Annotated in this window: 10 protein-coding genes and 2 pseudogenes; 9 read left to right on the top strand and 3 right to left on the bottom strand. The window is 66.2% G+C overall.

Annotated elements, in window-relative coordinates; genetic code table 11:
• Positions 1-116 precede the first annotated feature (116 nt).
• Positions 117-1,972 (top strand): annotated as a pseudogene (gene lepA, locus OUO20_RS07245) (translation elongation factor 4).
• 25 nt (positions 1,973-1,997) lie between these two features.
• Positions 1,998-3,227: a radical SAM family heme chaperone HemW gene (gene hemW, locus OUO20_RS07240; RefSeq protein WP_018769279.1), complete on the top strand. Its 1,230-nt coding sequence runs from the start codon at positions 1,998-2,000 to the stop codon at positions 3,225-3,227.
• 23 nt (positions 3,228-3,250) lie between these two features.
• On the opposite strand, the gene OUO20_RS07235 is transcribed toward hemW, so the two are convergent.
• Both OUO20_RS07235 and OUO20_RS07230 read right to left on the bottom strand, forming a co-directional pair.
• Complete coding sequence (locus OUO20_RS07235) at positions 3,251-3,661, bottom strand: DUF4870 domain-containing protein (protein ID WP_018769278.1); 411 nt, start codon at positions 3,659-3,661, stop codon at positions 3,251-3,253.
• Between the two features lie 119 nt (positions 3,662-3,780).
• Positions 3,781-4,632 carry a DUF3097 domain-containing protein gene (locus OUO20_RS07230; protein WP_056390420.1) on the bottom strand — a complete coding sequence of 284 codons (852 nt, stop codon included), beginning with the start codon at positions 4,630-4,632 and terminating at the stop codon, positions 3,781-3,783.
• Positions 4,633-4,803: 171 nt separating this feature from the next.
• On the opposite strand from OUO20_RS07230, the gene hrcA reads away from it, so the two are divergent.
• The 3 genes from hrcA (at position 4,804) to OUO20_RS07215 (ending at position 7,814) form a co-directional block, all read left to right on the top strand.
• Positions 4,804-5,817, top strand: coding sequence for a heat-inducible transcriptional repressor HrcA (gene hrcA, locus OUO20_RS07225; RefSeq protein ID WP_018769276.1), 1,014 nt, complete (start codon positions 4,804-4,806; stop codon positions 5,815-5,817).
• An 87-nt stretch (positions 5,818-5,904) separates the two neighbouring features.
• Positions 5,905-7,032, top strand: coding sequence for a molecular chaperone DnaJ (gene dnaJ, locus OUO20_RS07220; protein ID WP_056390413.1), 1,128 nt, complete (start codon positions 5,905-5,907; stop codon positions 7,030-7,032).
• A gap of 2 nt (positions 7,033-7,034) precedes the next feature.
• On the top strand, positions 7,035-7,814 hold the full coding sequence (locus OUO20_RS07215) for a 16S rRNA (uracil(1498)-N(3))-methyltransferase (RefSeq protein WP_144599756.1): 780 nt from the start codon (positions 7,035-7,037) through the stop codon (positions 7,812-7,814).
• On the opposite strand, the gene OUO20_RS07210 is transcribed toward OUO20_RS07215, so the two are convergent.
• Positions 7,801-8,718, bottom strand: a complete 918-nt coding sequence (locus tag OUO20_RS07210; protein ID WP_268003159.1) for a GerMN domain-containing protein — start codon at positions 8,716-8,718, stop codon at positions 7,801-7,803. The two genes, OUO20_RS07215 and OUO20_RS07210, sit on opposite strands and share 14 nt — an antisense overlap.
• A gap of 363 nt (positions 8,719-9,081) precedes the next feature.
• On the opposite strand from OUO20_RS07210, the pseudogene OUO20_RS07205 reads away from it, so the two are divergent.
• The 4 genes and pseudogenes from OUO20_RS07205 to era all read left to right on the top strand — a co-directional run bounded on the left by OUO20_RS07205 (position 9,082) and on the right by era (position 12,952).
• Positions 9,082-10,211: pseudogene (locus tag OUO20_RS07205) on the top strand (PhoH family protein).
• Positions 10,208-10,681, top strand: coding sequence for an rRNA maturation RNase YbeY (gene ybeY / locus OUO20_RS07200; RefSeq protein ID WP_018769271.1), 474 nt, complete (start codon positions 10,208-10,210; stop codon positions 10,679-10,681). Before OUO20_RS07205 ends, ybeY begins: the two are co-directional and overlap by 4 nt.
• Positions 10,678-12,009 (top strand): hemolysin family protein, encoded by a 1,332-nt coding sequence (locus tag OUO20_RS07195; RefSeq protein WP_018769270.1) that lies wholly within the window; start codon positions 10,678-10,680, stop codon positions 12,007-12,009. The genes ybeY and OUO20_RS07195 overlap by 4 nt, the downstream gene beginning before the upstream one ends.
• The gene (era, locus tag OUO20_RS07190; protein WP_018769269.1) at positions 11,993-12,952 is read left to right on the top strand and encodes a GTPase Era; all 960 of its coding nucleotides are present in this window, start codon (positions 11,993-11,995) and stop codon (positions 12,950-12,952) included. Before OUO20_RS07195 ends, era begins: the two co-directional genes overlap by 17 nt.
• Positions 12,953-13,041: the final 89 nt, after the last annotated feature.

Below are 13,041 nucleotides of genomic sequence, written 5' to 3'. Positions count from 1 at the left end.
CGGTCCGTGCGTCCCGGACGTGGGACACTGGATGTTCAAGACGTGCAGCTGTTCCGCAGGCGCCTATGGCGTTGCCCGGCGGGTGGCTGCTGAAAAGCCAACAGTAAGGACCCTGCGTGTCTCCCATGGCCCGCACCGCACCGGTGCCCGCCGCGACAGATCCGGCAATCATTCGGAACTTTTGCATCATCGCGCATATCGACCACGGCAAGTCCACGCTGGCTGACCGCATGCTGCAGTCCACCGGTGTGGTCCAGGCGCGTGACATGAAGGCCCAGTACCTGGACCGGATGGACATCGAGCGGGAACGTGGCATCACCATCAAGTCCCAGGCCGTCCGCATGCCCTGGGAGGTGGACGGCGTCAGCTACGCGCTGAACATGATCGACACGCCCGGCCACGTGGACTTCACCTACGAGGTATCCCGGTCACTCGCGGCCTGCGAAGGCGCCATCCTGCTGGTGGACGCGGCGCAGGGCATTGAGGCCCAGACGCTGGCCAACCTGTACCTGGCCATGGAGAACAACCTCACCATCATCCCGGTGCTGAACAAGATCGACCTTCCGGCGGCGCAGCCTGAAAAGTACGCCGCCGAGCTGGCCAGCCTCATCGGCGGCGATCCCGAGGACGTCCTGCGCGTATCCGGCAAGACCGGCGTCGGCGTCGAGGCCCTCCTGGACAAGATCGTCCGCGACCTGCCGGCGCCGAAGGGCAACCCCGATGCCCCGGCCCGTGCCATGATCTTCGACTCGGTCTACGACACCTACCGCGGCGTGGTCACCTACGTGCGTGTGATGGATGGCATGCTCCATCCGCGTGAGCGCATCCAGATGATGTCCACCAGGGCCTCGCACGAGCTTCTGGAAATCGGTGTCAGCTCCCCGGAACCCACACCGTCCAAGGGGCTCGGCGTCGGTGAAGTGGGCTACCTGATCACAGGCGTGAAGGACGTCCGGCAGTCGAAGGTGGGCGATACCGTCACCAACCTGGCCAAGCCGGCGGCGGAGTCCCTCCCCGGCTACGCCGATGCCAAGCCCATGGTGTTCTCCGGCCTGTATCCGCTGGACGGCGCCGACTATCCGGTACTCCGCGACGCCCTCGAAAAGCTCATGCTCAACGACGCCGCGCTGGTTTACGAACCGGAAACCTCGGCTGCCCTCGGCTTCGGGTTCCGCGTGGGCTTCCTGGGTCTCCTGCACCTCGAGATCACCCGCGAACGCCTGGAGCGCGAATACAACCTCGACCTCATCTCCACCGCACCGAACGTGGAATACGAGGTGACCCTGGAGGACAAGAAGGTGGTCCGGGTGACCAACCCCAGCGAGTACCCCACCGGGAAGATCGCCGAGGTACGCGAGCCCATGGTCTCCGCCACCATCCTGGCCCCCAACGAATTTGTCGGCGCCATCATGGAACTGTGCCAGTCCCGCCGCGGCGTCATGGGCGGCATGGACTACCTTTCCGAGGACCGGGTGGAAATCCGCTACCGCCTGCCGTTGGCGGAAATCGTCTTCGACTTCTTCGACATCCTGAAATCCAAGACCCGGGGCTACGGCTCGCTGGACTGGAAGGCCGACGGCGAGCAGGCCGCCGACCTGGTGAAGGTGGACATCATGCTCCAGGGCGAACAGGTGGACGCGTTCAGCGCCATCACGCACCGGGACAAGGCGTACGCCTACGGCGTGATGATGACCGGCAAGCTGCGCGAACTGATTCCCCGCCAGCAGTTCGAAGTGCCCATCCAGGCCGCGATCGGTTCCAGGATCATCGCCCGCGAAAGCATCCGCGCCATCCGCAAGGACGTGCTGGCCAAGTGCTACGGCGGTGACATCTCGCGGAAGCGCAAGCTGCTGGAGAAGCAAAAGAAGGCAAGAAGCGCATGAAGATGGTGGGCACAGTGGAGGTGCCGCAGGAAGCGTTCATCGCCGCCCTGACCACCGACGAATCGAAGGACAAGGCCAAGAAGAAGTGACCACCGCACAGCGGGGGACCCGCTGATGCCCAGCGTTCTTCCCCTCGGCGACCCGGCGCCGTCGGACGGTCTGCTGCCTGCCCAGGCAGCGGACGGTGCGGCGGCCCGGGCTTTCGGGTTGTACGTCCACATCCCGTTCTGCGCTGTGCGCTGCGGCTACTGCGACTTCAACACCTACACCGCCACGGAACTTGGCGGCGGAGCGTCCCAGGACGCATACGCCCAGACCGCCGTGTCCGAGGTGTCGCTGGCGGCTGCTGTGCTGTCACGTTCAGGGCTGCCGGACCGGAAGCTCAGCACCGTCTTCTTTGGCGGCGGCACGCCCACGCTGCTGCCGGCCGATGACCTCGCCCTGATCCTCCGGGCCGCCATTGACCAATGGGGCATTGACGACGGCGCCGAGGTCACCACCGAAGCCAACCCCGATTCCGTCACGCCGGAGTCCCTTGCCGTCCTCAAGGACGCCGGGTTCACCAGGGTGTCCTTTGGGATGCAGTCCGCGGTTCCGCACGTGCTCAAGGTGCTGGACCGGACCCATACGCCCAGCCGGGTGCCGCAGGTGGTGCAGTGGGCGCGCGAGGCAGGACTGGCTGTCAGCCTGGACCTGATTTACGGGACGCCGGGGGAGTCGCTGGCCGACTGGCGGCACTCCCTCGAAACGGCGCTTTCCTACGGGCCGGACCACATCAGCGCCTACGCGCTGATCGTTGAGGAGGGCACCAAGCTGGCCGCGCAGATGCGCCGCGGCGAAGTCCCGGGAATCGACGACGACGACCACGCCGACAAGTACGAGCTCGCCGACCAGCTGATCACCGAAGCCGGACTTGGCTGGTACGAGGTCAGCAACTGGGCGCGGACTCCGGAGCAGGCCTGCCGCCACAACCTCGCATACTGGCGGGGTGACGACTGGTGGGGCATCGGCCCGGGCGCGCACTCACACATGGGCGGGGTCCGCTGGTGGAACGTCAAGCACCCGTCCGCTTACGCGAACCGGCTGTCGCAGGGGCTTTCGCCCGCCGCCGGCAGGGAAACCCTGGACGCGGAAACAAGGAACCTGGAGCGGGTCATGCTGGAGGCCCGCCTCCAGTCGGGACTGGATGTCTCAACGCTGAGTGCCGGGGGACGCCACGAGGTGGCTGGACTGATCGCAGCCGGCCTGGTTGATCCTGCTGCCGCATTCCGCGGACGCCTGGTCCTGACCCTCAAGGGCAGGCTCTTGGCAGACGCAGTAGTCCGCCGCATCCTGCCGGACTAGAGCCGGCCCGCGGGCAGTTGCCCTTACTTGATCCAGCGCAGGTTGTACTGGTAGCGGTGCGGCTGGCCCCGGTTGACGTGGATCCCTGCCGCGACGGAGAAGCACGTGAGCGCCACCCAGATCAGCGTGGCAATGACCGCGAAGATGTTCCCGACGTAGGGGACGAACACCAGGATGTTGGCCAGCACCGCGGCGATGGTGGGCGGCAGGCTGAAGTTCAGCGCTTCCTTGGATTCCTGGGCGGTAAATGGCCCGCGGTCACGGAAGATCAAGTAGATCAGCAGCGAGGGGACGCACCCCAGGATCCCGCCGAAGTGCGCCAGCGTCGCCCACTGGCGGTCTTCGCTGGCCGTAAGCGGCAGGGCGTTGGCGGGGACGCCATGGTACTCGGAACGGCCCTGGCCGTCCCTGTGATCACGTGCGTTTTCTGCCACAGTCTGTTCCTTCGAAGGTGCAAGTGGTGCTGACTACAATTCCGGCGCGGTGCGCAGTGCCTCAGGAAACAAGGAACCGCACTACCAAGAATACTGGTTCCCGGGACGCCGTCCGCCCTTCACGGCACGGTCAGGAAATCGATGACTTCCTCGACCCTGCCCAGCAGCGACGCTTCGAGGTCCGCGTACGTGCGCACGGCGCCCAGCAGCTTCTGCCATCCCAGGCCGACATCTTCCTTGGTGGCGTGGGGCCAGCCGAAGGCTTTCAGGATCCCCGTCTTCCAGTCCTGCCCGCGGGGCACGGCCGGCCATTTGTCGATGCCAAGGACAGCGGGCCGGATCGCCTGCCAGACGTCCACGTAGGGGTGACCGACGATCAGGACGTTGCCTGCGGCGCCCGGGGAGGCCATGACGGCATCCGCGATGCGGGACTCCTTGGAGTCAGGAACCAGGTGGTCCACCAGGACGCCAAGACGGCGGCCAGGCCCCGGCCTGAAGTCCGCGACGGCTGCGGCAAGGTCGTCAATGCCGTGCAGGGGCTCGACGACGATGCCCTCCACCCGGAGGTCGTCTCCCCAGACCTTTTCCACCAGTTCGGCGTCGTGCTTGCCTTCCACCCAGATCCGGCTGGCCTTGGCCACCTGGGCGCGTTGTCCGGCGACCCGAACGGACCCCGAGGCCGTCCTGCCCGCCGCGGGACCGGCAGCGGCCGGCCGGGGGGCGGGTGGCATCAGCCGGATCGGCCGGCCCTCCAGGAGGAAGCCGAACCCAAGGCGGAAGGAACGCGATTTTCCCCTGCGGTCCTCCAGCGCCACCACATGCATGCCGCCGGATTTCTCCACCCGGGTCACGGCACCCACCCAGCCCGACTGCACTTCCTCGAGCACCATGCCGCGCTCCACGGGGACCTCAGGCAGTTCCGTCCGGGCGGGAGCGGATATGCCGCGTGGGCCCCAGTTCCGGTAATCCATGGATTTGATCCGCCTAGCGCTAGTGTTCAACTCCGCAATTTCGCCCGGAGCGGTACCAATGCTAACAACGGGCCGAGGCATAATAGACTGTTAGCACTTAGGCATGTCGAGTGCTAACCCTGGGTTGCATCGGGAGGGGCATGCGCCCCGAACCATGGATGGAGGTGGAGAGTGAGCGAGCCACGCAAGCTGGAAGTACTGCGGGCCATCGTGGAGGACTACGTCCACTCCCGCGAGCCGGTTGGGTCCAAGGCCCTGGTGGAGCGGCATCATCTTGGTGTTTCCAGCGCCACCATCCGCAATGACATGGCCGCACTGGAGGACGAGGGGCTGATCACCGCCCCGCACACCAGTGCCGGCCGGATTCCCACGGACAAGGGCTACCGGCTCTTTGTGGACCAAATCTCGGCTGTCAAGCCGCTCTCGGCCGCCGAACGCCGCGCCATCCAGTCCCTGCTCGAAGGCGCGGACGACCTCGACGACGTGCTGGAGAGGACCGTCCGGCTGCTGTCGCAGCTGACCAACCAGGTTGCCGTGGTGCAGTATCCGCACCTGAGCAGGGCACTGGTCCGGCACATCGAATTCGTCCTGCTCGCCCCGCGCAAGGTCCTCGTCGTCCTGATCGCCAACAGCGGCAAGGTGGAGCAGCGGGTGATCGACGTCGGGCAGGACCTTGGCGACGACGCACTGGCCGAACTGCGCACCCGGTTCCTCGGTGCACTGGGCGGAACACCGCTGCGCCAACTGGCCCAGGCGCTGCCCGCCGTCGTCGCCGCCACCCCGCACCCGCAGCGGCAGGCGGCACACGCATTGGCGCTCGGACTGGAGGGCCTGGCGCAAAACAGCCGGGAGGACCGGATGGTCATGGCCGGCACCGCCAATCTGGCCAGGTCCAACGTCGACTTCCCCCTCAGCATCGGCCCGGTGCTCGAGGCGCTGGAGGAACAGGTGGTGATGCTGCGGCTGTTGAGCGAAATGGCCCAGGACCACCGCGGCGTCGCTGTCAGCATCGGACGGGAGAACCCGTACGACGGCCTTGCCGAGGCCTCCGTGGTGGCCACTGCCTACGGTCCGGACAGCTCGGCGAAAGTAGGCATCCTCGGGCCCACCCGGATGGATTACCCCACCACCATGGCCGCCGTCAGGGCAGTGGCGCGCTACCTTTCCAGGATTTTGGGGCCCTGACTCTTGGCCGCCGGAGCGCGCTTCGGCCGGAAAGCAAGAGCTGGGCCGCCCAACTGAACGCAGTACAACAAGGAAGAGATACGAACTTTGAGCAGCCACTATGACGTCCTTGGAGTCTCACCCGAAGCGACGGGTGAAGAAATCAAAAAGGCCTACCGCAAGCTGGCCCGCACCCTTCACCCGGACGTAAACCCCGGTGCGGACGCATCGGAACGGTTCAAGGCAGTAACTCACGCCTACGAGGTGCTTTCGGACCCCCAGAAGCGCCGGATCTACGACACCACCGGCAATGAGAACGGCACCGACAACGGTTTCGGCGGCGCAGGCTACGCGGGCCAGGGCTTCGCGTTCCAGGATATTTTCGACACCTTCTTCGGCGCCGGCGGCACGTCCGGTCCGGCTTCCCGTGTCCGCCGCGGCCAGGATGCCCTGATCAGCGTACGGATCGACCTCCGCGACGCCGTGTTCGGCGTGAACAAGAAACTCGAAGTGGACACCGCCGTGGTCTGCCCCACCTGTGACGGATCCTGTTGCCGCCCCGGCACCCATCCGGAACGCTGCGACATCTGCGGCGGCAGCGGACAGGTCCAGCGGGCCGTCCGCTCCATCCTCGGCCAGGTCATGACGGCCGCCCCCTGCGGCACCTGCGAAGGTTTCGGCACCGTCATCAAGGATCCCTGCAACGAGTGCAGCGGCCAGGGCCGTATCCGCAGCCGCCGGTCGCTGACCATCAAGGTCCCTGCCGGTGTGGCCACCGGAACCCGGATCCAGCTCTCCGGCCAGGGCGAGGCCGGCCCCGCGGGCGGTCCGGCCGGCGACCTGTACGTGGAGATCCGCGTCAACAATGACGCCACCTACGTGCGGGAGGGCGACGACCTGCACGCCACCCTGCACATCCCCATGACGGCAGCCGCCCTGGGCACGGATGTCAGCCTGGAAACCTTCGACGGCACGCAGGAGATCGACGTCAAGCCCGGTACCCAGTCGGGGGAGATCATCACCCTGCGCGGCCTCGGCGTCACCCACCTGAGGGGCTACGGCCGCGGCGACCTGAAGGTCCACCTCCAGGTGGACACCCCGGCCAAGCTCGACCCCGCGCAGGAGGACCTCCTGCGCCAACTGGCCAAGCTCCGTGGTGAACAGATCACCGAGGGCAAGCTCGCTGCCAGCGGCGGCATGTTCGCCAAGCTCCGGGACCGGCTCGGTAACCTGTAGCGGTGAGCAACCCCGTCTTCTTCACGCCCCCCGGTTCGCTGGCCGGGATGGCGGCCGGCCAACTCTTTGTCCTCGACGGGGCGGAGGCGCGGCATGCCGTCACCGTCAAACGGCTGTCTCCCGGCGAAGCGGTGGACATCGTCGACGGCGCCGGCACCCGGATGACCGGGAAGGTGGTGTCCGCCGCTCCCTCCGCACTCGAGGTGGAATGCGGGACGCTGACCGTCGAAGACAGGCCGGACGTCCGGCTGGTGCTGGTCCAGGCCCTCGCCAAGGGGGACCGCGACGAGCTGGCCATCGAGACGGCCACGGAACTGGGCATCGACGCCGTCATACCCTGGCAGTCCGAACGGTCAATCGTCCGCTGGAAGGGCGACCGCGCAGCCCGGGCCCATGCCAAATGGGAATCCTCCGTGGCCGCGGCCGCCAAGCAGGCACGGCGCGCCTGGATCCCCGAAGTGCGGTCCGCCGTCGACACTGCCGGGCTTTCCGCTGCCGTGGAAGCTGCCGACCTCGCTGTCATCCTGCATGAGGACGCCGTTCGGCCGCTGCGCACCGTCCTTGAAGCATGGCAAGGGAAAGCAGGCTCCGGACCCCGGGAAATCCTGCTCATCGTCGGTCCGGAGGGCGGCATCAGCCAGCGGGAGGTAACCAAACTCTGCGATAAGGGCGCCGTGACCGCCCTCCTGGGGCACCATGTCCTGCGGTCCTCCACAGCCGGCCCGGCCGCCGTCGTGCTTGCCAGCGACGTCCTTGGCCGGTGGACGGCTACCGGACCTTAAAGGACCTCGTGTCCTCGTTCCGGTCCGGTTCCCCGCCGGAGCCGGCCTGGGCCACCCGCAGCATGTAATCGCCCGGCGGAAGGTTCAGGGCCAGGGTGAAGACGCCGGCCTGCCCCTGTTCGGACGCAGCCGTGGTTTCACCCGCCAGGAACGGTGCTTTGCTGCCGCCGTCCGTAGACTGCAGGATCTGCCAGCGGAGCTTCGCCCCGGGCGATGTGCTGCGGCCGGTGATCTTCACGCTCCCGCCGGGCACTTCGGCGTTCTCCTGGGGATCAATGATCCAGACGGGCGCCACCAGGCCCGCGGCGCGGGTCATCAGGGCCCCGAGCTGCACTTTGCCGAAGGCCACGTAGTCCGTGTGGCCGTCCACGAGGATCCGGACCCGGATCTGCTGGCCGGTGTCGATCAGGCCCGAACTGGCGGCGGCAGCGGTTGCCGTGTAGATCAGCTGCTGGATGGCCCGGGCAGCCATGTCGGCATCGAGGTTGCTGTTGAAAGCGTCCGAGGAGACGTCGACGGTGATGACGTCCTTGCCGGAGATTGAGGTGGCAAGTTTGTCCGGGTTCTGCCAGGGCGTGAAGAAGTCAGGGTCCAGCGGCTTCTCGGACATCATGGCCCGCAGGGCGCGGGTGACCGGGTTCTCCTGTTCAGGGACGTCGCGGAATTCCCGGTAAAGAAAGATGTTCCCGCCGCTGCGGCCGATCCAGTAGACCGGCGCCTTGTTGGAGGACTGTGCGGTTTCCAGCGGGGCGCTGGTGGACAGCGTGTCCGGCATGGTGCCGCCCGTTGCCGGCACCGAGGCGATGGTGCCGGTGGGTGAGGGGCCGCCCTCGGCCGTGCAGCCCGCAAGGACCGGAATCAGGACCAGGATTCCTGCAAGGACGGCGGGGCGCAGACGGCCCATCGGTCGTCCTGCCCTTTCGGGCGCAGAGGTTTCCGGCACTGTCCTGCCCTTGTCCTTTCCTGGCGTGGCGGGCCGATCCCCCTGGCGGCCTGGTGTTCCAGCAGATGCTGGATTTCCAGCATTGCACAGCGGCGCGGCCGCCCAGCCGCTCTTTGCCTCCGCGGGCACAACTGCAACGGGAACGATATGAGGCCGATATGAAGTTGATACCTAAGGACGTCCCGGCACCCTCCGGACGGGTTGCAGCCGCTGCTCCATGGCGGCCTGGTATCCGGCCCGGCCCCGCGCTGGCGTAAGATAAAGGGATCGCTGGGGCCAGGAGCACCGTCCAACGGGCGCCGGCATCAGCGAACGCAAACATTGATGTCGATCTTCGAGGGGACCACGGGCCTGCGGGCCAGCACCATGACTGAATCAGCAAATGGTAAGCGCCGGCTCAATACGGGTGAAGGCAGTCCGGGTGAATTCCCGCACTCCCTGCCCGGCACCCGGACTGAAGTAGTCCTCTTTGAGAACTCCGACCAGATGGTTCAATCACTCGGCAGCCATGACGAGGCGTTGCGGTTCATCGAAGAGCAGTTCCCCGCCGTCAACTTCCATGCCCGGGGTAATGAACTGTCCATCAACGGCCCCGCCGGTGATGTTCCCCGGATCATGCGGCTCCTGCAGGAAGTCCGTGGCCTGGTGGCCCGCGGCACGGTTATCACTCCTGCTGTGCTGCAGCAGCTGGTGTCCCTCCTGCGCACGCAGTCACTGCAGAATCCCGTGGATGTGCTCACCCACGACATCCTCTCCAGCCGCGGCAGGACCATCCGGCCCAAGACGCTGAACCAGAAGAACTATGTTGACGCCATCGACGCCAACACCGTGATCTTCGGCATTGGTCCGGCCGGCACCGGCAAGACGTACCTGGCGATGGCAAAAGCCGTCCAGGCGCTGCAGCAAAAAGAGGTCAGCCGGATCATCCTGACCCGCCCCGCGGTGGAAGCGGGGAGCGGCTTGGTTTCCTCCCCGGCACGCTCAGCGACAAGATCGACCCCTACCTCCGGCCGCTCTACGACGCCCTGCACGACATGATGGACCCCGAATCCATTCCGCGCCTGATGGCGGCCGGCACCATTGAAGTGGCACCCCTGGCCTACATGCGCGGCCGGACGCTTAACGACGCCTTCATCATCCTTGACGAGGCGCAGAACACCACGCCGGAACAGATGAAGATGTTCCTCACCCGGCTCGGTTTCGGATCCAAGATGGTGGTCACCGGAGACGTCACCCAGGTGGACCTGCCGTTTGGGACGCGTTCCGGGCTGCGGATCGTTGAGGAAATCCTGCAGGGAATCGACGGCGTGAGCTTCTCGGTCCTGGATGCCGCCGACGTGGTGCGGCACCGGCTGGTCGGGGACATCGTCAACGCGTACAGCATCTGGGATGAAACCCAGCGGAGCCGGCTCAAGCATTCAGCCGGCCGGGAAAAACGGGGGGAACACGCGTGAGCATCGAGGTGAACAACGAGTCCGGCGTCCAGGTGGAGGAGTCGGAGCTCGTGGCACTGTCGCGGTACATTTTTGAGCAGCTCTACATTCATCCGCAGGCCGAACTGTCCATCCTCCTCGTGGATGAGCCGGCCATGGAGAAGCTGCACATTGAACTGATGGACGAACCGGGTGCCACCGACGTGCTCTCGGTTCCCATGGACGAATTGACCCCGGGGACGCCCGACCGGCCCACCCCGCAGGGCATGCTGGGTGACATTGCCATCTGCCCGCAGGTTGCAAAGGTGCAGGCCCGGAACGCCGGCCACTCGCTGCAGGACGAGATGCTGCTGCTGGCCACACACGGCATCCTTCACCTGCTGGGCTATGACCATGCCGAACCGGAGGAGAAGGCAGAGATGTTCGGGCTCCAGCGAGAACTCCTGTCCGGCTTCACGGGCAAAGAAGCACCTGCAGAGACGACCCAGTGACGCAACTGCTCCTGGTCGCGGTGGCATTGGTTTTCCTTGCCGTCGCGGCCCTGCTGACAGCGGCCGAGGCCGCCTTCAGTTTCCTTCCCCGGCACGACGCCGAAGATGCTCTGCACAGGAGCCGCGGCACCGCCATGCGGCGCATCCTTGCCGAGCCCGTGGCCCACACCCGGGCGCTGCGCTTCTGGCGGGTGTGGTTCGAGATGGCCTCCGCGGTGGCCGTCGCCGTCCTGATCTCCAGCCTGCTGGACAACGTGTGGCTTGCCGGCCTGGTGGCCACCGGCATCATGGCCCTTCTTGGGTTCGTGATCGTGGGCGTTTCGCCCCGCCAGCTGGGCAGGCTGCACTCCACTGCCGTTGTCCGCTTCACTGCCCCGATGGTCCGGTTCCTCACCAGCGTGCTGGGACCGATTCCCGGCTGGTTGGTGGCGTTGGGAAGTTCGGCGGCCCCCGGGGCGCCGGGCGGCGACGATGCGTTCTTCAGCGAACAGGAGTTCCGGGAACTGGTGGACCGTGCCAGCGAGTCCGACATGATCGAGGACACCGAAGCGGAGATGATCCAGTCGGTCTTCGACTTCGGCGACACCCTGGTGCGCGCCGTCATGGTTCCCAGGACGGACATCGTCAGCATTGACGCCGGGTCCAGCCTGCACCAGGCGATGTCCCTGTTCCTGCGGTCCGGATACTCGCGGATCCCGGTCATCAACGAGAACACTGACCACATCCTTGGCATCGTGTACCTCAAGGACGTTGCTGCAGTGATCCACCAGCTCCGTGCGGACCAGGAGCCGCCGCTGGTCGAGTCGCTGGCCCGCGAGGTGCGCTACGTGCCGGAGTCCAAGCCTGTGAGCGACCTCCTGCGTGAACTGCAGAAGGAGTCCACGCACGTTGCGATCGTGATCGACGAATACGGCGGCACCGCCGGACTGGTAACCCTCGAGGACCTGATCGAGGAGATCGTCGGCGAGATCGTCGACGAATATGACACCGAGAGCGCGGAAGCCGTCGCGCTGGGGGACGGTTCCTACCGGGTCAGTGCCCGGATGGGCATCGACGATCTCGGCGAGCTCTTCGACCTGGAAATCGACGACGACGAGGTGGACACCGTGGGCGGCCTCCTCGCCAAGGCACTTGGCCGCGTCCCGATCGTGGGCAGCAGCGTGGAAGTGCAGGGCGTATCGCTGCGTGCGGACCGGCTTGAAGGCCGGCGGAACCGGGTCAGCCACATCATTGCGGCGCCGGTACCAAGAGTAGAGACTGACCTTGAAGGCCTCCTGGAAGAGGCCGAAGCAACCCAGCAGGGAGTTCCACGTGAGCAAGAAAAATAAGGCTGCGGCCACGGACGACTTCGGCGGATTCCGCGCCGGATTTTCGGTGCTCGTCGGCAGGCCCAATGCGGGCAAGTCCACCCTGACCAACGCGCTGGTGGGCAAGAAGGTGGCCATCACGTCCGCCAAACCGCAGACCACGCGGCACACCATCCGGGGCATCGTGCACCGCGAGGACGCCCAGCTGATCCTGGTGGATACTCCGGGCCTGCACCGTCCCCGCACCCTGCTCGGCAAGCGCCTGAACGACCTCGTCGCGGATACCCTCGCCGAGGTGGACGCCATCGGATTCTGTCTGCCGGCCAACGAGAAAATCGGCCCCGGCGACAGGTTCATCGCCGCCCAGCTTGCCGCCGTCGGCCGCAAACCGGTGATCGCCATCGTCACCAAAACTGACCTCGTGGACAAGCAGGCGCTCACCGAACAGCTCCTTGCGGTGGCGGCCCTGGGCCGCGAAGTAATGGGGGAGGACGGCTGGAAGGACATCGTTCCGGTATCCGCCACTGACGGCTTCCAGGTGGAAACAGTCGCCGACGTGCTGATCAGCCACATGCCGCCGTCGCCCCCGTTGTACCCGGACGGCGAACTGACGGATGAGCCCGAGGCAGTCATGGTGGCGGAACTGATCCGCGAAGCTGCCCTTGAGGGTGTCCGGGACGAGCTTCCCCATTCCCTGGCCGTGGTGGTGGAGGAAATCGTTCCCCGGGAGGACCGGCCTGACGACAGCCCCCTGCTTGATGTGCGCGTCAACCTCTATGTCGAGCGGCCGTCCCAGAAGGCCATCATCATCGGCAAGGGCGGCAGCCGGTTGCGTGAAGTCGGGACCAACGCCCGCAAAGGCATCGAAGCCCTCCTGGGCACGCGCATCTACCTGGACCTCCACGTCAAGGTGGCCAAGGACTGGCAGCGCGACCCGAAACAGCTGGTCAAGCTGGGTTTCTGATCCACGAAAAGAACGTTCGCAGGAGTGCGGCAGGCAAGTTTTCCAGGCTGGACCACTAAAATGGACCGGATTCTGTATTTAGAGGAAGG

Source organism: Arthrobacter sp. FX8, from assembly GCF_026723805.1.
In the GTDB taxonomy this organism is placed as follows: Bacteria; Actinomycetota; Actinomycetes; order Actinomycetales; family Micrococcaceae; genus Arthrobacter.
This window is presented reverse-complemented; position numbering and strand designations above follow the sequence as displayed.